This window comes from Exiguobacterium sp. s150 (assembly GCF_018618435.1).
Taxonomy (GTDB): Bacteria; Bacillota; Bacilli; order Exiguobacteriales; family Exiguobacteriaceae; genus Exiguobacterium; species Exiguobacterium alkaliphilum.
The window spans coordinates 1-20518 of sequence record NZ_JACSMC010000031.1; the positions used below are offsets into that span (position 1 = coordinate 1).

Below are 20518 nucleotides of genomic sequence, written 5' to 3' on the forward strand. Positions count from 1 at the left end.
TGTTTTTCACATCCGAACTCACGTTCATCCCATGCCTAAAGGCGGGCTATGCCCGGTATGGGCTTTCCTGCTCGTATAATCTGTAAAATGGGAACAAGCAATAGATTGGAAAATCTTTCAAATAACTTAAAAGTTTGGTCAGTGATTGGGCAAACGATGTCCCACCTCTCCCGATTCATTCTATAATGGAGGAAGAGAACAATTTGGAGAAATGAGGGGACAAGATGGTATACGGGATATGGCTTGGCGGTATCGTCTTCATCACGATCGTCATCAATGTACTGCGTCTGTTGACGACCCCGTTGTTGAATCGCTGGTTGCTCGTTGGGGCGAGCGGTCTCATCGTCATTTGGCATGGCGTCTTGTTTGATTTTTATGACTTTCATTGGTCGGTACTTCTCCTCATCGTGACAGGTCTCGTCTGTTTTGAATGGAGAGGCATGTTTGCGGCCATCGTCACGAGCTGGCTTCTCGTCTATAGCCAATCGGGGATGCTGTCGTTCCCTCTCTTGTTCAGTTATTTTTTCTTCGGTCTAGGGGCGGCCCTCTTATTCGGGTACATCAAGCAGCTGAAACGGGAGCGGTCGGAGCGGCTACATATGCTGACCGGGAGCTCCCGGCAGTTGAACGTGTTCCGGGAAGTCAGTTTCACGATGCAAGATACGCTTGATTTGGACCGGTTGTTGCAGACGATTTTGACGTCGGTGACGGCGGGGCATGGTCTCGGGTTCAACCGCTCCATCATCTTTTTTGCCGACCCTGAGAAAGACAGCATTTATGGGGTCATGGGGACGGGACCGATGAGCCCTGAGGAAGGGTTTCAGATTTGGGAAGAGATCACGCGCCAACATTTCGACCTTCAAAGCCTGATTGACGAGAAGGAAACGGGCACGAGCCATGACGAACAGTTGAACGAACGGATTCGTAAGATGCGCATCCCGTTCGACGGCGAGCACGTGTTCAGACAGACGCTCGACACAGGGCGACCGATTCATGTGTATGCGAGCATCACGGACGACCCGGTGCTCCGGATGTTGCACGCGGAGCTACAGATGGATGAGTGTACGATTTTTCCGCTTCACCATCAAGGCATTCCATACGGACTGCTCGTGATCGATAACGTCGTCAATAAGAAGCCGATTACGCCGCAAAAGATTGACGGCGTCCGGCCCATCGCCGAACAGGCATCGCTCGCCTTGCATCAGACGACGCTCTATCAACGAATCGAGACGCTCGCCTTGCGCGACGGCCTGACCCGTTTGAAAAACCATCGCTCGTTCGAACAAGACTTGGACGTATTGTTCCGTGAATGTGCGGACGAGGAGCTATCGTTAATCGTCATGGACATCGATCACTTTAAACAGTACAACGATACGAACGGACACTTAGCGGGCAACGAACTGTTGACACGCCTCGCGAGCGTGATTCGCCGTAGCGTGCCGGATGAACAGATGGCGTACCGGTTCGGCGGCGAAGAGTTCGTCGTCCTGTTACCGAAGTTTGATGAAGTCGAGGCGACGAACGTGGCGGAAACGATTCGGGCGGCGGTGCTGAAGACGTCGTTCACGTACGGGGAAGCACAGCCCGGTGGTCGGTTGACGCTCAGTTTCGGGGTCGCCTCGAAGCATACGCTCCGTCACCAGACGAGCGAGCAGTTGATTGAATGCGCCGACCAAGCGCTCTATGCGGCCAAGTCACGTGGGAAAAATCAAGTGTGCCGCTGGGAAGGAGTGCCGCTATGAATGAGTTCAGTGTCATGGTCATGGCGGTCGTCTTCGTCGGGACGTTGTTGTTCACGAGCCGACCTTGCTATCGTTTGATTTTACGCTCGATCGCGAAACGGGAAGCGGCCCGTCTCAACGTCTCCTTACAGGACGTCTCGTTCTCGTTCGACCAAATGGTGTATTTCATCGCCTTGCCGACGACGATTCCGACGGCACGCGACGCCTCGATTGACGAATTGGTCATCGAACCTTATTACGAGTCGTACTTTTTTCCGGAAGTGAATGGTGTCCAAGTGTCGATTCGGACGGGGCATGAAACGATTCCCGTTGCGTATTTGCCTCTCCACGACTTTAGCTTGCCGCTGTTGGATCGGTATTTGGAGACACGGATTATCGATGAACGAACGAATCGAATCATTCGGGCCCATATGATCCTTCATGAACGGACGGCGCAAGCGATTCGTGAGGAAGTGTATCAACAGCTTCATGAGGACCGGGCTGCACAATGAAAAGGGTTTTGCTCACAGTGCGTGAGCGAAACCCTTTTAGACGTTCAACATATGAAACCGAGCCGCGCCGATCAAGTTCGCCTCGTTAAAGTGCGCGCACGTCTCGACGTCGATTCGGAACGTCCCAAACGCGTCACACAATGTATCGAGGTGTCGCTTGATCCCGTCGCGAACTTCCGGGCGACGGCTGATGCCGCCTCCGATCAAGATGCGTTCCGGGTCGAGGCTGAATTGGATATTGTATAGGCCAATCGCGTTCCAACGATAGAAACGCTCCAACTCTTCTTGAATGGCAGCGTCGGTTTGGAGCGTAAAGATGTCTTGTCCAGACAGCGGTCGCCCGAGGCGGTCGCTGCAGCGTTGGACGAGGGCGGCGGTGGCCCCGATCTTGCTCCACGTCCCGTCCGGATGAGGGAGCGACGGGTCGAGAATCCAGTAGCCGAACTCGCCTCCGTGGAAGTGGGACCCAATCATGACGGCCTGCTTGTCGACGAACGCGCCACCGACGCCTGTGCCAATCACGACTGTCGCATAACGTTCGATCGAGGCGGCGGCTCCGGTCCATCCTTCGGCGAGGGCGGCCGCGTTGGCGTCATTCAAGACGGTGACCGGTAACACGTAGCGCTCCCGAAGGGCGTCGAGGAATGGACGGTCATGGATGTATTGTACTGCGCTGATCCCATGGATGACACCGGCTGTAGAGTCGACCGCGCCGGGCGCGCTAATCGCGAGTCCGTCGATGGCTTGTGTCGTCTTGATCTCGCTGACGATGGCGTCAAGTTGTTCGAGGAATGCGTCCCACGTCGCTGGGGTCGGGACATGGTCGCTCGCGTGAAGGGTACCGTCCGCGTGGACGATCCCGTATTTGATGCTCGTACCACCAATGTCGATGGCTAAATAGTGTTGCATGGCTTTCTACTCCTTTACATGGGGTGACAAGCGTTATTATGCCATATTTTCAGAGGATGGTATGATAGATAAAGAAAAATACATAGAATCTCAAGATATGGGGAGGAGTTCGGTGGACGTTCACATTCAGCAAGCAGGGTATGAGGCACGTCAAGCGGTGATTGAAGAAATCAAGTTCGACGTCCGGCCCGGGGAAATCGTCGGGATGATTGGTTCGAACGGGGCCGGGAAGAGTACGACGGTCTCCTGTCTGACCGGGACGATTCCATGGATGCGCGGGACGGTGGACATCGGTCGCTACGCCTACATTCCGGAACAGCCGGTCTACTATGATTATTTGACGCTCGCCGAACACATCGCCCTCGTCAGCGAACTGAGCGGCGTGTCAGATCAGACGCGGACGGCGATGCTCCTTCGAATGTTTCGGCTTGAATCGGTACAAGACGATTACATCGCCTCGTTTTCAAAAGGGATGAAGCAAAAGGCGATGATCCTCTTGGCGCTCATTCAAGAAGCGGGCTATTTGCTCGTGGACGAGCCGTTCGTCGGGCTCGACGCGACGACGACGATTCAGTTGCTTCGTCTGCTCGAAGAAGAGCGTCGGCGCGGCACGGGCGTGTTGCTCGTCACCCACGTGCTCGACACGGCCGAACGATTGTGCGACCGTTTCGTCTGGATCGATAACGGGCGCATGCTCGCGAGCGGGACGAAACAAGCGATTCGAGCGGAGCTCGGGACGGACGGTGCCTCGTTGTTCGAGATGATGGAAGATGTGGTGATGCGATGACGGTTCGAGACGTCTGGGTTCGGCGTGTCCGGACCGACTTGACCAAACGATGGAAGACGTGGCGGTTACTGTTCGATTGGACGATTGTCCTTTACGGGGGCATCCCGCTCACGTTCTTTCTCGGCTATCAATATGTAGCGATGTGGCAAAGCGCATATCCGTGGCTCATGGACGTGCCGATGCTTGCATGGGCGGCCGGCCTCCTGTTGATTCAGCTGCACGATCACTTCTTCGCATGGATCGAACGAGCGGACGTCGCTTTAGTCGCGAACCGTGACTTGGTCTCGGCCATGAAACGGTATTCGGTCGGGTATCATCTCGCCGGTATGGGCATGAAGTATACGCTCGTCCTCGGATTGATGGCACCGGTACTTAAGCTTCACGGATGGTCGATCGTGTCGCTCGTCGCGTTCGGTTTCGCGCTCTTCGTCGTTGCGTGGCTGCACATGTGGCTGCGCTATCTGCTTGATATGAAGGGAACCCATTGGTCGCTCCGGCTCCTCGTGCCGGTCGTCACGTTCTCGGGCACGTACGCGCTCCTCGCAGACATGCCGCTCCTTGCGGTCGTCCTCGGCAGTGGCAGTGTCGCCTTGGCGCTTGTTTCGGGAGAAGGCTGGCTCTCGCGCCACCCGTTCATCAGCCGCGAGGTCGAGCATGCCGCGCGTGTCCGGACAGCGTTCGACCGATCGCTCTTATCGACGTCAGGCGCCTTTGAGAAACCGAACACGCGAAAGCGGCCGTACTATCGGCCTACCCCGAATCGGTTCGGGTCCGTTCGGTGCACGCTCGCGCTCTTGCTGTACATCCGCACGCCGAGCCACCGTAATCTGTGGTTACGGCTCATCCCGCTCGCGGTCACGGGGTTTCTGCTCGTGCCGAGCTGGTTCAAGTTGCTCATCCCGTTATATATCGGGTACGTCGGGATTCAAGAACGGGACGCCTTCTTAAACGAGATGGAGCGTCATCCGTTCTTCCGCATGACCCAAGGAAGGACAGACTGATGACTGAACAACAATATGAACGCTTGCTTCAAATCGAGACGGCGAAACCCCAACAAGGCTTCCCCGCATCGGTCGAATATCATCGCTATGAGCCGACGCCGTACGAGGCGCTCGACTTGTTGCGGGACGCCTATCCGCTCGCGGCGACGGACACGGTCGTCGATTTCGGCTCCGGGAAAGGACGGCTCCCGTTTTATCTGGCTTACACGTTCCGTGTCCGGGCTATCGGCGTCGAGATGGACGGCGGCTTCCATGAGGCGGCGCTTGACAACTGGATCAACTATTCAAAAAAGCATCATACTCGAGGCAGCGTTCAGCTCATCCATGACTACGCCGAACGCTTTATCATTCCGCCTGAGGCGAACCGATTTTACTTCTTCAACCCGTTCTCGGTGAACGTGTTCCGTGACGTCGTCTCGAACATCATCGCGTCAGTCGAGCAATCGCCACGTCCGGTTGATCTCATCTTGTATTACCCGGCAGACGAGTATTTGCATTTTTTAAATGATGAGACACCGTTTCAATACGTGCAAGGCGTGCGATTGCCACTCAAAAATCTTCATGAGCGGTTTCTCATCTATCGATTTGATATGATGGAATCATCTTGGTGATTGAGGAGTGAATCGGATGAAGAAGAAAGAGATTTTGGAAGCGTATCGTTGGCGTCAAGCGACGAAAGAGTTTGATGCAGACCGCAAAATCGAGGAAGACGATTTTGAATTCATCTTAGAGACGGGCCGTCTGTCGCCGAGCTCGTTCGGTTTCGAGCCGTGGCAGTTCGTCGTCGTCCGCCGCGAAGACTTGCTGCAAAAGATTAAACAGCACGCTTGGGGCGCACAAGGACAAGCGCTCACGGCGAGTCATTTCGTCTTAATCTTGGCGCGGACGCCTGAAGCGATGCGCCACGACTCGGACTACATCCGTCACATCGTCACGGACGTCCAAGGGCGGACGGAGGAGGAGTATGCGCAACGCATTCAGCGCGTGCAGGCGTTCCAAGAAAACGACTATCGTCTCCTCGACGATGCGCGTGTATTCCAAGAGTGGATTAAACGCCAGACGTACATCCCGCTCGGCAACATGATGACGGCCGCTGCCCAAATCGGCGTCGACTCATGCCCGATCGAAGGGTTCAATCAGGCCGAGATGGACGAGTTGTTAGTCACAGAAGGTGTCATGGAACGGGGCGCCTGGTCCCTCTCGGTCATGGTCGCGTTCGGACATCGTGCCCGTGACTTCGCACCGAAGACACGCCGCGACTTCAACGAGGTCGTCAAATACATCGGATGAAAAAAGGCTCAATCGCCTCGAAGCGATTGAGCCTTTGCTTATTTCCAGTCGGTGATGCGGTCGATTGGGAAGCGGACCGATTGGTAGCCGTCTTCCGCGGCTTTTCCGATTGAGATGAGCATGACCGGGAGGTAACGCTCTTTCTCGAGACCGAACGCCTCGGCGATATTCTTCTTGTCGTAGCCACCGATTGGGTTCGTGTCGTAGCCGTGGGCCCGGGCGACGAGCATGAGCTGCATCGCGACGAGGCCGGAGTCGAGTAAGATGCTGTCCTTGATTGCCTCTTTTGGTGCGTCTTTGTAGATGCCTTTAATCATGTCGACTTGACGGTCGCGTACTTCCGGCGGCATGAGGCCACGTTCGACGGCCGTGTCAAAAATCTCTTCCGTGTAGTCGGCCATTTGATAATCGGCGAAGATGGCGATGACGGCCGCAGACGTCTCGACTTGGCGCTTGTTGAAGCTTGCGAGTGGGAGGAGCGTGTCTTTGCCTTCTGCGCTATCGATGACGACGAAGCGCCACGGTTGTAGGTTAAGTGAAGACGGAGCCGTTGTCGCCTCCTCCAAGATTTGCGTCATCTCGTCTTTCGAGATTTTGACGTTCTCATCGTAGACGCGAATCGAGCGGCGCCCTTTCACGATCTCCATAAAGTCTTTCTCGGTCGTTGTGTTCATAGTAACGTCTTCCTTTCATGTTGAATGTTTGTTTGTAATGTATTTAAGTGGTCGAGTAGGCGGTGTTGATCTTCTACCTTCATGTTTACAAAAAGTCGATTCGATAAGCACTTCTTTTGCTCGGTCCAATGTGCGATTTGTTCGTGGCCGAGTTCCGTCAATTCGACGTAGATGACACGGTTGTCTTTCAGGCAACGGTCACGCCGGATGAGGCCGTCTGCCTCGAGTTGCTTCAAGTGCCGTGTGACGGCTGCGTGGTCGACGTCGACCCGTTGTTGCAGCTCGCGTTGTTTGAGCGGACCGATGTGATAAAGGTTGCTCAATAAATCGAATCGAGTCAAGCTCAGCCCGTCCATTTCGGTATCGAACACTTGGCCGAATTCTTTTTGAATCGTCATGATTTGGTAGAGGATCTCGTCGCTGAGCGAACAGGAATCGCGCATCGGCAGTCCTCCTTGGTCATTGATGCATCAATCATTGATAGGTCACACAATGAATGCTACCGCCTTCGCCTACATATTTCAAATAAAAAGTTTTGAAAAACCTGTTGCCAAACTGTTATATAATAGTCTATATTAAAGTCAACTGATATATAACAATAAATGCGAGAGGATGTGAAGGCTTGGAACAGTATAAGCAACTAGGAACTTATCGCGTACATCGGAAGCTGCTCGACTTCGTTTCGGCTCGTGTATTGCCGGAAGCGGCCACGCGCCAGCAATTTTGGCAAGGGGTCGAGCGCATACTCGACGAATTCATTCCTCGAAATGAGGCGCTGCTCCATGAACGTGAATCGTTTGAGCGACTGTTACAGGATTGGTACAGCGACCACAAACACAATTTCGATGTGAACGAGTACGAACGTTTCCTTCAATCGATCGGTTACATCGAGCCGGTCGTCCCAGACTTTCAAATCGACGTTTCGAACGTCGACTTGGAGATCACACAACAAGCCGGACCGCAACTCGTTGTCCCGCTCGACAATGCGCGCTACGCCTTGAACGCGGCCAACGCAAGGTGGGGAAGTCTCTATGACGCCTTATACGGAACGGACGTGATTGATGAGTCGGACGGTAAAAAGACGAGGGGTTATAACCCGATTAGAGGCGCGGCCGTCATCGCCTACGCCAAACAGTTTCTCGACGATACGTTCCCGCTCCGAGAAGGGACGCATCGTGAGGCGGAAGGATACAGCGTCGAGGGTGATGCCGCTTATGCCGTCTTGAACGGGAAACGGGTTCCGTTCCGACAAGACTGTTTCGTCGGCTACACCGGCGCTCCGGAGTCTCCGGACCGTCTGCTGCTCGTCCATAACGGCCTCCATGCCGAGCTGAGATTCAATCGCCATCATCCGGTCGGAAAAAGCGATCCGGCAGGGCTCGTCGACATTGAACTCGAATCGGCACTATCGGCGATTGTCGACTGCGAGGACTCGGTCGCAGCCGTCCGGGCTGAAGACAAAGTTCACCTTTACGAAAACTGGCTCGGATTGATGGACGGCACGCTCGAAGCGACGTTCAAAAAAGGGGACCGCGCGCTCACGAGGACGTTGAACCCCGACCGGTATTATGTCGGGACGGACGGACGCGAAGTCGTGTTGCCAGGACGAGCCTTACTCTTTATTCGAAACGTCGGTCATTTGATGACGACAGATTTGATTCTGGACGGAGAAGGGCGTGAAGTGCCCGAGGGGATCGTGGACGGCATATTCACCGCCTTGATCGCAAGCCGTCACTTGGATGCGAACCGAAATTCTCGTGAACGCTCAATCTATATCGTCAAACCGAAGATGCACGGGTCGAAAGAAGTCGCCTTCACGAACGACCTGTTCGATGCAATCGAGGACTTGATTGATGTGCCGCGCCAAACGATCAAGGTCGGGGTGATGGATGAGGAGCGGCGGACGTCGCTCAACTTGAAGAATTGTATTGAGCGTGTGAAAGGACGTATTGTCTTCATCAACACCGGATTCCTCGACCGGACCGGGGACGAGATTCACACGTCGCTCACGCTTGGACCGATGCGCCGAAAAGGTGAAATGAAGACGTCAGAGTGGCTTGACGCCTACGAACGTTTGAACGTCCGCGTCGGACTTGGAGCAGGTTTTCACCGCCGCGGCCAAATCGGCAAAGGGATGTGGGCGATGCCGGACCAGATGAAAGACATGATGCGGGACAAGGTCAATCATGTGCAGTCAGGCGCCACGACAGCCTGGGTGCCGTCACCGACAGCGGCGACACTACATGCGCTCCATTACCATCAAGTCGATGCATCCGGTGTCCAACGTGAGCTATTGGACGCACCGTTCGACACAGCGCGTGAACAGCGCCGTCTCCTCGAGATCCCGTTGGCGACGGACGTATATGCGGCAGAAGAAGTGAACGAGGAACTCGAAAACAACTTACAAGGATTGCTCGGTTACGTCGTCCGCTGGGTCGAACAAGGGGTCGGTTGCTCCAAAGTGCCGGACATTCATCATATTGGGTTGATGGAAGACCGGGCGACGCTTCGCATCTCGAGCCAACACGTAGCCAATTGGCTGTACCACGGTGTCTGTACGAAAGAACAAGTCGAAGCGACGCTCCGGCGTATGGCCGAGGTCGTCGACGCGCAAAATGCGGGAGATCCGCATTATCGTCCGATGACGCCTGACGTGGAACGCTCGCTTGCCTATCAGGCCGCGAGAGACTTGGTGTTCCAAGGTAAGGATTCGCCGAGCGGGTATACGGAGCCGATCTTACATCGGCGCCGTCGTGAATTCATCGAACAGTCGACACTGGAAAATGTAAAAGGAGGAGCATCATCATGACAACGAAAAAACTTGAAAGTGAACAATTGATTGAACGCTGGGTCGTCCGCCGCATCGTCTCGGGAGAATCGACCGCGACGCTCGCCAATACGGCTTTCGTCTATGGCAATGATTTGATGCGCCTCATCCTCGATCGCACAGACGGCTCACTCCAAATCATGAGGGAACCGGTCGAGGAGGTTGTCGTCTTCCGAAAGCCAGAGGAGCGGGACGAGGAGAACGTCTGCCGCTGTTGCGGGATGGAACATTCGACGTTCAAAGCGGCGCTCGAATGTTGTGCTTATTTGGATTAAGCGCGCACTATCTGTTATATAACAAATGATAATAAAAACAACTAATATAAAACAGGAGGAATGGAAATATGAATGAACAGCGGATGCAACTTGAAGGGATTTTTCAGTCAGAACGGTTTGAAGGAGTCGAACGCCCCTATAGCGTCGATGACGTCATGAAGCTGCGAGGGTCAGTGTTGATTGAACACACCCTCGCGACAAAAGGAGCGGAACGTTTATGGGAACTGCTCCATGAGCGCGATTACGTGCATGCCCTTGGCGCTTTGACAGGGAATCAAGCGATTCAACAAGTGAAAGCCGGATTAGAAGCGATTTACTTAAGCGGCTGGCAAGTCGCTGCCGACGCGAACCTTTCCGGGCATATGTATCCAGACCAAAGCCTGTATCCGGCCAACTCGGTACCGAGCGTCGTCAAACGAATCAATCAGGCGCTTCAGCGTGCCGACCAAATTCAAACGGCAGAAGGGAAAGGCGATACACATTGGTTCGCGCCAATCGTCGCCGATATGGAAGCCGGGTTCGGCGGCGTGTTGAACGTTTTTGAACTGACGAAAGCGATGATTGAGGCGGGAGCGGCCGGTGTCCACCTCGAAGACCAACTGTCTTCGGAGAAGAAGTGCGGACACCTGGGCGGAAAAGTGTTGCTGCCGACACAGACGGCCGTGAAGAACTTGATTGCGGCACGGCTTGCGGCCGACGTCATGGGTGTGTCGACAATTATCGTCGCCCGGACAGATGCACATGCGGCGAACTTGATCACGAGTGATATCGATCCGGTCGACCACCCGTTCATCGTCGGTGACCGGACACCGGAAGGATTCTATCGGACCGAAGCGGGCATCGAACAAGCCATCGCCCGCGGTCTCGCCTACGCCCCGTACGCCGACCTCGTCTGGTGCGAGACGTCGGAGCCAGATTTGGACGAAGCGCGCCAATTCGCGGACGCGATTCACGCCAAGTATCCGGGAAAACTGCTCGCCTACAACTGCTCGCCTTCGTTCAACTGGAAGAAGAAGCTGTCGGATGACGAGATCGCCACGTTCCAACAAGAAATCGGGGCGATGGGCTACAAGTTCCAGTTCGTCACGCTCGCCGGCTTCCACTCGCTCAACTTCGGCATGTTCGAGCTCGCGCGCGGATATAAGGACCGCGGTATGGCTGCCTACTCCGAGTTGCAACAAGCGGAGTTCAGTGCTGAACAGCATGGCTACACGGCGACGCGTCACCAACGCGAAGTCGGGACCGGTTACTTCGACGAAGTGTCGCTTGTCATCTCGGGCGGGGAGTCGTCAACGACGGCACTCGCCGGCTCGACCGAGGCCGAACAGTTTGAGGTGAAATGACATTAAAAAAGATGGCGCCGCGACGGGCGCCATCTTTTTGTAGTTAACGAGGAATCGTGAGCACTTGTCCGACACTGATTAAATTGACATTCGTGATGTTGTTGGCAGCGGCAATCTTGGCGACGGTCGTGTTATAGGCTGTTGCGATCTTATAAAGCGTATCACCCGACTTGACGGTGTATTTGACTGTGGTCGTCGGTGGTGGAGGTGTGACGGTCGTACCCGGGATGACGAGCACTTGTCCGACGTAAATCGAATTGACATTCGTGATGTTATTGGCAGCGGCAATCTTTGCGACGGTCGTATTATACATCGTCGCAATTTTATAGAGCGTATCGCCCGACTTGACAGTATATTTGACTGTGGTCGTTGGTGGAGGTGTGATGGTCGTACTCGGAATGACGAGTACTTGTCCGACTGAAATCAAGTTGTAATTTGTAATGTTGTTCACGGCAGCGAGGGCAGAGACGGTGACACCGTAAGCCCGGGCGATGCTATAGAGGGTATCCCCCGATTTGACGGTATACGTTTTGCTAGTCGATGTGTTTTGATAAGCGAGTAGTTGAGAGACGGTGACGAACTTGTACCCTTTCGCTTTCAATTGCGAGATCATCGTCGGCAAGGCGAGTGGTGTACCCGGTGCGCCGGCGCCTGTGTGCATCAAGACGATTGAGCCAGGTTTGATGTTCGTTTGGACTTTCGTATTGATTTGACTGGCGGTGAGCCCTTTCCAGTCGATTGTGTCGATGTTCCATTGAATCGTGTAACCGTAGCCGGCAGCACCGACTCCGTTCAAGACAGCGCTATTGACGGCGCCGAACGGGGCTCGGAAGATCGGTTTCGTCGTCTTGCCGGTAATGGATTTGACGAGCGCTTCTGTCCGGTCGAGTTCCGACTTCATTTGGGTGGCGGTCAATTTTGTGAAGTCCGGATGGGTGTAGGAATGGTTACCGAGTTGGTGACCTTTGGCTGCGATGTTTTTAATGTATTGGGGATGGTGGTTGGCGCCCGATCCAGTCAAGAAGAAAGTGGCTTTGACGTTGTTCTTGGCAAGTATGTCCAAAATCTTGTTCGTGTTCGCGCCATCCGCCCCGTCGTCAAACGTCAACGCCACGACTTTACTGGTGGTATTCACGCTCGTGATGAATTTCGAAGCGGCGGCATCCGCCGATTTTGGATAAGTGACTAACGGTGCCAGCATGATCAACAAGGCCATGAGTACACGTACGATCCTGCTCTTCATTTTCCTTCGCCTCCATTCATGGTGTATGTATCTTGGTGTCAAGGCTTTCCAAATATTGAGCTGTATATATATTTTATATACCCCATTTCAGATGATTCCATCAAAAAACCTAAATTTAGACAAAGGAATTTTTGGCGTCCATCTCTCAAAATATGTGTGTAATTTATGAGCGGAGGACGTCGCAAATATCACACAATCCTCACACCTTTCCTGAAAAAGGATGGTATCATGAACAAAGTGTGAACCATGTAAGCGGTTAAATAGGGGGATGTATGATGAAACGGACAATGATGAAACTGAGTTTAGCGACTGGTCTTGCTGGTGTTTTGATGCTCGGGGCTTGTGGGACGGAAGAGGTAGATCACGCATCTGAAACCGTTCAATCCATGGAGCCTGTTGAAGCCGAATTGAACGTACCGGCGACAGCGGACAAGGAAGAAACCGTCACCTTGTCGGTTCGTGTCACGCAAGACGGCGAGGCGGTCGACGATGCCGACGAAATCAAATTCGAGGTATGGAAGAACGGGGCGAAAGAAGACAGCGAGATGATGAAGGCATCCCTGACGGAAGACGGGGTATACGAAGTCGAGACGACGTTCGCTGACGAAGCGGTCTATACGGTGCAAGTCCATGTGACGGCGCGGTCGATGCACACGATGCCGACGACGAACGTGACGGTCGGTCATCCGGAAACGGCGGCTGAAGCCGAAGAAACGAGCGATCATCATCACCACGCCGGCGCTGAGATTGTGCTTGAACCGAAACAAGCGACGGTGAACGAACCGCAACCGTTCAACGTGAACGTGGAGATTGATCACGAGATGCTGACAGGGGCTGACGTCCAACTCGAGGTATTCAAAGACGGGGCTGAAAAGCATGAATGGGTGAAACTTGAGGAAGCGGACGGTGTGTACACAGGGGAGCACACGTTCACCGAGGTGGGCCCATACAACGTCCAAGTCCATGTGACGAAAGGACATGACATCCATGAACACATCATGGAGACCATCGAGGTCAAATAAAAAAATCGATCGGCCGCGGCCGATCGATTTTTCTTATGCGTTCTGATAGAGTGACTCGACTTGCTGTTGCAGCGATTCGTTCTCGAGGAACTCATCGTACGTCGCTTCCTTGTCGACAATCCCGTTCGGCGTCACTTCGATGATGCGCGTCGCAATCGTCGAGATGAGCTGATGGTCATGCGAGCTGAAGAGGAGCACGCCTTTGAACGACTCGAGGCCGTTGTTGAGCGCTGTGATCGACTCGAGGTCCAAGTGGTTCGTCGGATCGTCAAGGACGAGGACGTTCGAATTTGAGAGCATCATTTTCGAGAGCATGCAGCGCACTTTCTCGCCCCCTGAGAGGACCGATGCTTTCTTCATGACTTCTTCGCCTGAGAAGAGCATGCGTCCGAGGAAGCCGCGAAGGAACGTGTCCGACTCGTCTGCTGGTGAGAATTGGCGTAACCAATCCAAGATGCTCTTATCCGAGCCTTCGAAGTATTCTGAGTTGTCTTTCGGGAAGTACGACTGTGTCGTCGTCACGCCCCATTTGACCGTACCTGTGTCTGGCTCCATCTCACCCATGATGATTTTGAAGAGCGTCGTGATGGCGACGTCCGAACGGCCGACGAATGCGACTTTGTCCGTCTTGTTCAATGAGAACGTGACGTTGTCAAGTACTTTCACACCGTCAATCGTCTTCGAGACGTTGTCGACGTAGAGCACGTCGTTCCCGATTTCACGTTCCATCGAGAACCCGACGAACGGGTAGCGACGTGATGACGGACGGATATCGTCGAGCGTGATTTTATCGAGCAACTTCTTACGCGACGTCGCTTGACGCGCCTTCGAGGCGTTCGAGCTGAAACGGGCGATGAAGTTTTGAAGCTCTTTGATCTTTTCTTCTTTTTTCTTGTTCTGGTCGTTGGCCATGCGTGAAGCGAGTTGGCTCGACTCGTACCAGAAATCGTAGTTTCCGACGTACAACTGGATTTTCCCGAAATCGAGGTCGGCCATGTGTGTACACACTTTGTTCAAGAAGTGACGGTCGTGGGATACGACGATGACCGTGTTCTCGAAGTTGATCAAGAACTCTTCGAGCCATTGGATCGCCTTGAGGTCAAGACCGTTCGTCGGCTCATCGAGGAGAAGAATGTCAGGTTTGCCAAAGAGTGCTTGCGCAAGGAGGACTTTGACTTTCTCGCCACCTGTGAGCTCGCTCATGAGCTTGTGGTGGGACGCGTCCGTGATGCCGAGTCCTTGAAGGACCATCGCAGCTTCTGATTCAGCTTCCCAACCGTTCATCTCGGCGAATTCGCCTTCGAGTTCGGCTGCACGCATGCCGTCTTCGTCAGAGAAATCTTCCTTCATATAGATGGCGTCTTTCTCTTTCATGACTTGATACAAACGCTCGTGGCCCATGATGACCGTCTCGAGAACAGCTTGGTCTTCATACGCGTAATGGTCCTGTTTGAGGACGGCGAGGCGTTCGCCTGGTGAGAAGCTGACGTCACCTGTTGTCGTCTCTTGCTCGCCGGCAAGAATTTTTAAGAATGTTGATTTTCCGGCACCGTTCGCGCCGATCAATCCGTAACAGTTGCCTGGTGTGAACTTGATGTTCACGTCTTCGAATAACTTGCGTCCACCGAATTGGAGACTTACGTTATTTACTGTAATCATGTATAGGATCCCTCGTTTTTCTGATTAGTTTACGACGTGTATTGTATCACGTTTTTTGAAAACGCGCAGTGATGGGTAAATATGAAACAAAAGTTGACGCAATTCGTATACCTTGCTATAGGGGGAATGACCATGAAAACATCAATCTCGCTTCGTGAAGCGTGGAACAACCATTATCGGAAAGACTTTTTTCGCCTGCTCGTCCTTTTCATCGTGACGAGCATCGCGTCTTACTTCATCTTCCGCTCGTTCGTCACGAGTGAGCAAATCGAAGAAATCTTGACTCAGATTGGCGATATGTTCGAGTCGCGTGGACTGACGTTCGATACGAGTGCGTTTGATACGATGATCGCCCTCTTCGTGAACAACACGCGCGTCGCACTACTCGCCTTTTTACTTGGGATGATCCCATTGTTCATCCCGTATGTGTTCATCGTCGTCAACGCGGCCATCATCGGCCTCGTCGCCATGATCGTCGACTTTGCCGGCGAATCGGTCATGAAAGTGATCGCGCTCGGCATCTTGCCGCACGGCATCACGGAGATTTCGGCCATCCTGCTCGGTGCGGCGATGGGGTTGTCGCTCAACCGACATATTTGGCACAGGATGCGGGGGAAAGAGACGGACGTCACGTTAAAAGCGCTCTTTTTCGTCGGGGTGAAGATGTTTCTTTTCATCGTCGTCCCGCTACTCGCCATCTCGGCTGTCATCGAAGCGTACGTCACGCCGCTCTTATTACAGTGAAATAGCCATCGTGTGATGGCTGTTTTTATTGTGACGCCGTCGTCTCGAAACAGCGGAGCAGCGTGATGCCATCAGGAGAGACGCGACCGTTCACCTGCCACACTTCAAGCCCATTCCTAATCGCCTCACGTATCAACTGGCGAATCAAGGCATCGTGTCTCCGGTTCGGATTTCCCGTGAAGACGGGCGCGTCGTACAAGAAGACATAGAGCAAGACGGCCCGACCGGCTTCCGGTAACGTTGCGATCAGTGCCTCGAGATGACGAATCAACCGTTCGGTCTCGACCGGTCTCGTCACCGCACGTCGTTCAAAGCGGGGGAGCGGTGTCACGAATAGTTCGGTGAGCGGCATCTTTACTTCCATATAGAGACCGTCAACTTTGAAATCGAGTCGCGACCGTGCGACGAGGGGTTCTCGTTCGATGCGTTCCGGAGATGAAAAGACCGGTAAGGCGTTGAGGCTCAACAAGTGAGCGACCCAGTCGTTGACGCGACCTTGATGAATGCCGATCCATTGCGTATCGTCGATCGAGATGGCCTCGACCGTGAAGCGGGTCGTGCGGTTCGTCCCGTCTGCCGGTGAGACGAGGCAAGGTACCCCATGAAAGACGAGGTCGCCGATGCGTCCTGTGACCGGACAGTGACAGGCGACGACCTCATCATCAAGCAACACGTCCATGACGAACCGATTGCGTCGCTTGACGATTGTCCCTTCGCGTAACGGTTGTTCGAATTGGGACATCAGTCGACGCGCGTGACCGTCGTCGAAAGCTCGAACGTGACATTTCCGGCCAAAGCACGAGAAATCATGCACCCGTCCTTCGCCTTTTTCGCGATGCGTTCCACGAGCGAGATGTCGCGGTCGGTCGCTGTCTGGGGCATCAGGATGCGCGTCGCGTATCGAATCGTCTCATACGTGAACACGCCGTTCGTCACGTCGACGATGCCTTCAGCATCAATCGTGATGCCTTGATGCGTCAACTCACTTCGGCCGAGCATCGCCGCGAGCGTGATGATGTAACACGTCGCCGCCGCTCCGAGCAGCATCTCGTCCGGGTTCGTCCCGATGCCGGGGCCGTCCATTTCCGGGGGAATCGAAATCTGTGTCTTCAGTCGTTCCGCCTCAATTGTCCCGACGTCGTTTCGTCCACCGGTCCAGTCGAGGTTCATGTGAAAGGTATGCTTCATAAAAAATCGCCTCCAATGTCTCTAGTGTAGAAGAGAATCAGTGGAGGCGCATAAATTATGCTCGAGCCCGCTCGGCGAATGTGCGGAGCGTTTCGATGATGACGTGTGTCGCTTTTTCCATGTTGTTGACGGAAATGTACTCGAACTTCCCATGATAGTTCTCACCGCCTGTGAAGATGTTCGGCGTCGGAAGGCCCATGTAAGACAGTTGCGAACCGTCCGTTCCGCCGCGAATCGGTTCGATTTTCGGTTCAATGCCAAGGTCACGCATGACGTCCGCGACCGTGTCGACGATGTGTTTCACCGGGACGATCTTTTCGGCCATGTTGTAATATTGATCGTCCATCTTCAAGTCAATGCGCGCTTCACCGTATTTCTGCTTCCATTCCGCGACAAGCTTCTCAAGCAACACTTTGCGTGCCTCGAATTTCGCTTTGTCGTGGTCGCGGATGATGTACTGGAGCGTCGTCGTCTCGACATCGCCCGAGAACCCGTTCAAGTGGAAGAAGCCTTCATACTCGCTCGTGTGCTCCGGTGCTTCGTCGGCCGGGAGGCGGTTATGGAATGCCATCGCCAGCTTCATCGAGTTGACCATCTTGTTCTTCGCGCTGCCTGGGTGGACGTTCGTTCCGTGGAACGTCACGGTCGCACCGGCTGCGTTGAAGCTCTCGTACTGCAGTTCGCCGAGTGGACCGCCGTCCATCGTGTAGGCGAAGTCGGCGTTGAAGCGCTCGACATCGAATTTGTGCGGGCCACGTCCGATTTCTTCGTCCGGTGTGAAGGCGATGCGGACCGGTCCGTGAGGAATCTCCGGGTGGGCGAGTAAATACTCGACCGCGGTGACGATCTCAGCGATGCCCGCTTTGTCATCGGCACCTAGGAGGGTCGTTCCGTCGGTCGTCATGAGCGTATGTCCGACGTACCCGTCAAGCTCGGGGAAGTCTTTCGGTGACAAGACGACACCGAGCGATTCGTTCAAGACGATATCGCCCCCTGCGTAATGCTCGACGAGCTGCGGCTTGACGTTCGTCCCGGTGAAGTCCGTCGCCGTGTCGACGTGGGCGAGTAGGCCGATCGTCGGCACGGCAAAGTCAACGTTACTCGGAAGCGTCGCGAACAAGTAACCGTACTCGTCCGTCGCCACATCTTCAAGTCCGAGCGTCTTTAACTCGGCTTCGAGATGACGAATCAAATCCCATTGCTTGGCGGTCGACGGTGTCGTTTCACTCGTGAAGTCCGATTGCGTGTCAATTTTGGCGTATGTCATCAGTCGTTCGATTAATTTTGATTGCATAAAAAATACCTCCCCAAATCGTTTCTCATCCGTTTAAGTGTAGCACGGGAGGCGGTTGAGGAAGTATCAAAATTGTTTGAAAACGGTCCTCGCATTGTTAAATGAGGAATGGAAGCAAATATGGAAGCAAAAACGACGTGAAGATGGCCGCTAAGCCCATCGCAGCCCCACCTGTCGCACCGGAGAGTGGATGCTCTGTTGCGGCTTGGGCCGTCCCGATACCGTGACTGATCGTCCCGAGCGCGAGGCCGCGCGTGAACGGGTCGGTCACACCGAACGTGTTCAAAACAAACGGACCGAGCATCGCGCCGAGAATGCCGCATGCGACCGCGACTGAGGCGGCGAGCGCTGCGTCACCTTGTAGCTGCCGTGCCAATTCGAGGGCGATTGGGGACGTGACTGATTTGACCGACAAGGCGATCAATACGTGATCGGTCAGTTTCAGTACGCTTCCGAGTAAGACGGCGACGACGATGGTCGAGAGCGTCCCGATGACGATGGCACCGAGTGCACGTCTTGCCCGAGCGAGCAGTGTCGGCAAGTTGCGATAGAGCGGCAGGCCGAGCGCGACGGTCGCCGGGCCGAGCAGGATGGTGATGACGTCTTTCGCCGGTTCATACACGTCATACGATTGACCGGATAAAAGAAGCGTCACAATCAAAATTGTAGTGCTTAAGAAGACGACGTTCGTGAACGGTGAGGCCCATTTAAATGACAGCTTTCGGCTGATCACATAGACGCCGATGGTGATAGCAATCCAGACGAGCGTCATGACGCATCACCTCGTCTCCCGGCAATCAAGGCGGTGACGGTCAAACCGACCGCGAGGCTCGTTAACAATGCGAGGAAGAGCGGGACACCTTCGGCTTTCAAGAGTCCGCCATACGACATGAGACCGACCGCGATCGGGATGAAGAAGAAGGCGAGGTGCCTCGTCAAAAAGCCGGCACTGTCCTCAATCCATTCGACGCGAATCACCTTCGTCAACAGGAGGACGAGAAGGAGCACCATCCCGATGACGTTTCCGGGTACGTCCCACGCGAGTGTCGCGACGATCCAATTGCCGAGCCAACTCAGCCCGAACAAGAGCGAAAGGCCGATCATCCATTTGATAAAAAGTTGCATAACTGACATCCTTTCGCGATTCCATTCAAAACGTATGCATTTTCTCAAGTTTTCACGCCTTGGTCAAGATAAAGGCTAGTCAAAAAAAGATGAGGGGTACATACGTTCGGTGTGGTACACTATATTCATCTTATACGAATGAGGTGGCGAGATGGAACTACAATCGGTAAAGCGGTTGATTGAATCACGCGAGCTTGAACATGGAAACGAAATTTTGGAAGCGTTCAAGCAACGCATCCATTTGAAGCTTGTCCCACGGACGTCACGGGAAGAAGTCGCAATCGGACACTCTAAATTTGGGGGCTATCCGGATTTGCCGAGTCCGGCACATTATCCAGGGGAGAATTTGACGTTCTTGGCCCAGTTCCGGTTGAGCGATTTCGCTGGATGCGAATCGGTCGAGCCGCTCCCGAAAGAAGGGTTGTTGTCTTTCTTTTACGATTTGGACGAACAGCCATGGGGCGATGCGGACGAACGACATTTGTGGCGCGTTGTCTACACGAGTGAGACGACGCTCGAGCGTGTTCGAATCGGTGAGGCGCTCAACGAACGTGCCGTCGTGTTCGAGGAGAGCTATGCCCCGATTGTCGATTCGTTGCTCGAACTCATGACGGAGGACGATTTCGTCGCGATGGAAGAACTGTTCGATGAAGGCGAAGTGCATGCGATCGGCGGACATCCGGATGCGGTCCAAAACGACGTGTTCGAAGAGATTGAGGACACGCACGGCGAACGCTTCTCCAATCCGTTCCTACTCTTTCAAATGGACTCGACAGAAGAGCTCGACATCATGTTCGGTGATGCCGGCATCCTTTACTTCCTCATCCCGACCGAAGCGCTCCGAGCCAAACATTTCGAAGAAGCGGAAATTATCATGCAATGCTACTGAACGCCAAAAGAGAGT

The 20518-nt window shown here is 54.0% G+C and carries 22 protein-coding genes; 12 read left to right on the plus strand and 10 right to left on the minus strand.

Annotated elements, in window-relative coordinates:
- Nucleotides 1-224: 224 nt before the first annotated feature.
- Together KNP76_RS12710 and KNP76_RS12715 are read left to right on the plus strand one after the other, a co-directional pair.
- Nucleotides 225-1742: a GGDEF domain-containing protein gene (locus tag KNP76_RS12710; RefSeq protein ID WP_214844741.1), complete on the plus strand. Its 1518-nt coding sequence runs from the start codon at nucleotides 225-227 to the stop codon at nucleotides 1740-1742.
- Complete coding sequence (locus tag KNP76_RS12715) at nucleotides 1739-2233, plus strand: hypothetical protein (protein ID WP_034808044.1); 495 nt, start codon at nucleotides 1739-1741, stop codon at nucleotides 2231-2233. Before KNP76_RS12710 ends, KNP76_RS12715 begins: the two co-directional genes overlap by 4 nt.
- Before the next feature lie 36 nt (nucleotides 2234-2269).
- Here KNP76_RS12715 and KNP76_RS12720 read toward each other — a convergent pair whose 3' ends face one another.
- On the minus strand, nucleotides 2270-3142 hold the full coding sequence (locus KNP76_RS12720; protein ID WP_214844742.1) for an ROK family protein: 873 nt from the start codon (nucleotides 3140-3142) through the stop codon (nucleotides 2270-2272).
- 112 nt (nucleotides 3143-3254) lie between these two features.
- Between KNP76_RS12720 and KNP76_RS12725 the strand changes: the two genes are divergently transcribed.
- From KNP76_RS12725 to KNP76_RS12740, 4 genes are read left to right on the plus strand one after another with little or no spacing between them, the layout of a single operon-like run.
- A complete protein-coding gene (locus KNP76_RS12725; protein WP_152545897.1) occupies nucleotides 3255-3929 on the plus strand; it encodes an ABC transporter ATP-binding protein in 675 nt (224 codons plus the stop codon).
- Nucleotides 3926-4930, plus strand: a complete 1005-nt coding sequence (locus KNP76_RS12730; protein WP_214844743.1) for an ABC transporter permease — start codon at nucleotides 3926-3928, stop codon at nucleotides 4928-4930. The genes KNP76_RS12725 and KNP76_RS12730 overlap by 4 nt, the downstream gene beginning before the upstream one ends.
- Complete coding sequence (locus KNP76_RS12735; protein ID WP_211780132.1) at nucleotides 4930-5541, plus strand: class I SAM-dependent methyltransferase; 612 nt, start codon at nucleotides 4930-4932, stop codon at nucleotides 5539-5541. Before KNP76_RS12730 ends, KNP76_RS12735 begins: the two co-directional genes overlap by 1 nt.
- A 16-nt stretch (nucleotides 5542-5557) precedes the next feature.
- Entirely contained in the window at nucleotides 5558-6220 is a 663-nt protein-coding gene (locus KNP76_RS12740) for an NAD(P)H-dependent oxidoreductase (protein ID WP_211780131.1), read from the plus strand.
- A 38-nt stretch (nucleotides 6221-6258) separates the two neighbouring features.
- Here KNP76_RS12740 and KNP76_RS12745 read toward each other — a convergent pair whose 3' ends face one another.
- Both KNP76_RS12745 and KNP76_RS12750 read right to left on the minus strand, forming a co-directional pair.
- A complete protein-coding gene (locus tag KNP76_RS12745; RefSeq protein WP_211780130.1) occupies nucleotides 6259-6894 on the minus strand; it encodes a nitroreductase family protein in 636 nt (211 codons plus the stop codon).
- Nucleotides 6891-7337 carry a MarR family winged helix-turn-helix transcriptional regulator gene (locus tag KNP76_RS12750; RefSeq protein ID WP_211780129.1) on the minus strand — a complete coding sequence of 149 codons (447 nt, stop codon included), beginning with the start codon at nucleotides 7335-7337 and terminating at the stop codon, nucleotides 6891-6893. The genes KNP76_RS12745 and KNP76_RS12750 overlap by 4 nt, the downstream gene beginning before the upstream one ends.
- 179 nt (nucleotides 7338-7516) lie before the next feature.
- Here KNP76_RS12750 and KNP76_RS12755 point away from each other — a divergent pair, with 179 nt between their 5' ends.
- The 3 genes from KNP76_RS12755 to aceA all read left to right on the plus strand — a co-directional run bounded on the left by KNP76_RS12755 (nucleotide 7517) and on the right by aceA (nucleotide 11339).
- The gene (locus KNP76_RS12755) at nucleotides 7517-9703 is read left to right on the plus strand and encodes a malate synthase G (protein ID WP_214844744.1); all 2187 of its coding nucleotides are present in this window, start codon (nucleotides 7517-7519) and stop codon (nucleotides 9701-9703) included.
- Nucleotides 9700-9996 carry a hypothetical protein gene (locus tag KNP76_RS12760; protein WP_034816850.1) on the plus strand — a complete coding sequence of 99 codons (297 nt, stop codon included), beginning with the start codon at nucleotides 9700-9702 and terminating at the stop codon, nucleotides 9994-9996. Before KNP76_RS12755 ends, KNP76_RS12760 begins: the two co-directional genes overlap by 4 nt.
- 68 nt (nucleotides 9997-10064) lie before the next feature.
- On the plus strand, nucleotides 10065-11339 hold the full coding sequence (aceA, locus tag KNP76_RS12765; RefSeq protein ID WP_214844745.1) for an isocitrate lyase: 1275 nt from the start codon (nucleotides 10065-10067) through the stop codon (nucleotides 11337-11339).
- Nucleotides 11340-11382: 43 nt separating this feature from the next.
- Here aceA and KNP76_RS12770 read toward each other — a convergent pair whose 3' ends face one another.
- The gene (locus tag KNP76_RS12770; RefSeq protein ID WP_371816246.1) at nucleotides 11383-12540 is read right to left on the minus strand and encodes a LysM peptidoglycan-binding domain-containing protein; all 1158 of its coding nucleotides are present in this window, start codon (nucleotides 12538-12540) and stop codon (nucleotides 11383-11385) included.
- 317 nt (nucleotides 12541-12857) lie between these two features.
- On the opposite strand from KNP76_RS12770, the gene KNP76_RS12775 reads away from it, so the two are divergent.
- Nucleotides 12858-13604, plus strand: a complete 747-nt coding sequence (locus tag KNP76_RS12775; RefSeq protein ID WP_214844746.1) for a FixH family protein — start codon at nucleotides 12858-12860, stop codon at nucleotides 13602-13604.
- Between the two features lie 33 nt (nucleotides 13605-13637).
- Here KNP76_RS12775 and KNP76_RS12780 read toward each other — a convergent pair whose 3' ends face one another.
- On the minus strand, nucleotides 13638-15263 hold the full coding sequence (locus KNP76_RS12780; RefSeq protein ID WP_214844747.1) for an ABC-F family ATP-binding cassette domain-containing protein: 1626 nt from the start codon (nucleotides 15261-15263) through the stop codon (nucleotides 13638-13640).
- Between the two features lie 132 nt (nucleotides 15264-15395).
- On the opposite strand from KNP76_RS12780, the gene KNP76_RS12785 reads away from it, so the two are divergent.
- A complete protein-coding gene (locus KNP76_RS12785) occupies nucleotides 15396-16007 on the plus strand; it encodes a stage II sporulation protein M (protein ID WP_214844748.1) in 612 nt (203 codons plus the stop codon).
- A 25-nt stretch (nucleotides 16008-16032) separates the two neighbouring features.
- Here the strand turns inward: KNP76_RS12785 and KNP76_RS12790 are convergent, their stop codons facing one another.
- The 5 genes from KNP76_RS12790 to KNP76_RS12810 all read right to left on the minus strand — a co-directional run bounded on the left by KNP76_RS12790 (nucleotide 16033) and on the right by KNP76_RS12810 (nucleotide 19614).
- Complete coding sequence (locus KNP76_RS12790) at nucleotides 16033-16749, minus strand: DNA/RNA nuclease SfsA (protein WP_029333854.1); 717 nt, start codon at nucleotides 16747-16749, stop codon at nucleotides 16033-16035.
- A complete protein-coding gene (locus tag KNP76_RS12795; protein WP_214844749.1) occupies nucleotides 16749-17195 on the minus strand; it encodes an SACOL1771 family peroxiredoxin in 447 nt (148 codons plus the stop codon). Before KNP76_RS12795 ends, KNP76_RS12790 begins: the two co-directional genes overlap by 1 nt.
- 55 nt (nucleotides 17196-17250) lie before the next feature.
- Complete coding sequence (gene pepT / locus KNP76_RS12800) at nucleotides 17251-18489, minus strand: peptidase T (RefSeq protein WP_214844750.1); 1239 nt, start codon at nucleotides 18487-18489, stop codon at nucleotides 17251-17253.
- Nucleotides 18490-18586: 97 nt separating this feature from the next.
- Nucleotides 18587-19261 (minus strand): LrgB family protein, encoded by a 675-nt coding sequence (locus KNP76_RS12805; RefSeq protein ID WP_034816843.1) that lies wholly within the window; start codon nucleotides 19259-19261, stop codon nucleotides 18587-18589.
- A complete protein-coding gene (locus KNP76_RS12810) occupies nucleotides 19258-19614 on the minus strand; it encodes a CidA/LrgA family protein (protein ID WP_214844751.1) in 357 nt (118 codons plus the stop codon). Before KNP76_RS12810 ends, KNP76_RS12805 begins: the two co-directional genes overlap by 4 nt.
- A 151-nt stretch (nucleotides 19615-19765) precedes the next feature.
- Between KNP76_RS12810 and KNP76_RS12815 the strand changes: the two genes are divergently transcribed.
- On the plus strand, nucleotides 19766-20503 hold the full coding sequence (locus KNP76_RS12815; RefSeq protein WP_214844752.1) for a YwqG family protein: 738 nt from the start codon (nucleotides 19766-19768) through the stop codon (nucleotides 20501-20503).
- The last annotated feature ends 15 nt before the right edge of the window (nucleotides 20504-20518 follow it).

Bases quoted from the DNA above. Each gene is read 5' to 3' on its own strand.
- KNP76_RS12715 (WP_034808044.1), top strand. From the start codon at position 1,739: ATGAATGAGTTCAGTGTCATGGTCATGGCGGTCGTCTTCGTCGGGACG.
- KNP76_RS12730 (WP_214844743.1), top strand. From the start codon at position 3,926: ATGACGGTTCGAGACGTCTGGGTTCGGCGTGTCCGGACCGACTTGACC.
- aceA (WP_214844745.1), top strand. From the start codon at position 10,065: ATGAATGAACAGCGGATGCAACTTGAAGGGATTTTTCAGTCAGAACGG.
- KNP76_RS12735 (WP_211780132.1), top strand. From the start codon at position 4,930: ATGACTGAACAACAATATGAACGCTTGCTTCAAATCGAGACGGCGAAA.
- KNP76_RS12810 (WP_214844751.1), bottom strand. From the start codon at position 19,614: ATGCAACTTTTTATCAAATGGATGATCGGCCTTTCGCTCTTGTTCGGG.
- pepT (WP_214844750.1), bottom strand. From the start codon at position 18,489: ATGCAATCAAAATTAATCGAACGACTGATGACATACGCCAAAATTGAC.
- KNP76_RS12710 (WP_214844741.1), top strand. From the start codon at position 225: ATGGTATACGGGATATGGCTTGGCGGTATCGTCTTCATCACGATCGTC.
- KNP76_RS12795 (WP_214844749.1), bottom strand. From the start codon at position 17,195: ATGAAGCATACCTTTCACATGAACCTCGACTGGACCGGTGGACGAAAC.
- KNP76_RS12720 (WP_214844742.1), bottom strand. From the start codon at position 3,142: ATGCAACACTATTTAGCCATCGACATTGGTGGTACGAGCATCAAATAC.
- KNP76_RS12745 (WP_211780130.1), bottom strand. From the start codon at position 6,894: ATGAACACAACGACCGAGAAAGACTTTATGGAGATCGTGAAAGGGCGC.
- KNP76_RS12770 (WP_371816246.1), bottom strand. From the start codon at position 12,540: ATGCTGGCACCGTTAGTCACTTATCCAAAATCGGCGGATGCCGCCGCT.
- KNP76_RS12740 (WP_211780131.1), top strand. From the start codon at position 5,558: ATGAAGAAGAAAGAGATTTTGGAAGCGTATCGTTGGCGTCAAGCGACG.
- KNP76_RS12805 (WP_034816843.1), bottom strand. From the start codon at position 19,261: ATGACGCTCGTCTGGATTGCTATCACCATCGGCGTCTATGTGATCAGC.
- KNP76_RS12760 (WP_034816850.1), top strand. From the start codon at position 9,700: ATGACAACGAAAAAACTTGAAAGTGAACAATTGATTGAACGCTGGGTC.
- KNP76_RS12750 (WP_211780129.1), bottom strand. From the start codon at position 7,337: ATGCGCGATTCCTGTTCGCTCAGCGACGAGATCCTCTACCAAATCATG.
- KNP76_RS12790 (WP_029333854.1), bottom strand. From the start codon at position 16,749: ATGTCCCAATTCGAACAACCGTTACGCGAAGGGACAATCGTCAAGCGA.
- KNP76_RS12780 (WP_214844747.1), bottom strand. From the start codon at position 15,263: ATGATTACAGTAAATAACGTAAGTCTCCAATTCGGTGGACGCAAGTTA.
- KNP76_RS12785 (WP_214844748.1), top strand. From the start codon at position 15,396: ATGAAAACATCAATCTCGCTTCGTGAAGCGTGGAACAACCATTATCGG.
- KNP76_RS12815 (WP_214844752.1), top strand. From the start codon at position 19,766: ATGGAACTACAATCGGTAAAGCGGTTGATTGAATCACGCGAGCTTGAA.
- KNP76_RS12775 (WP_214844746.1), top strand. From the start codon at position 12,858: ATGAAACGGACAATGATGAAACTGAGTTTAGCGACTGGTCTTGCTGGT.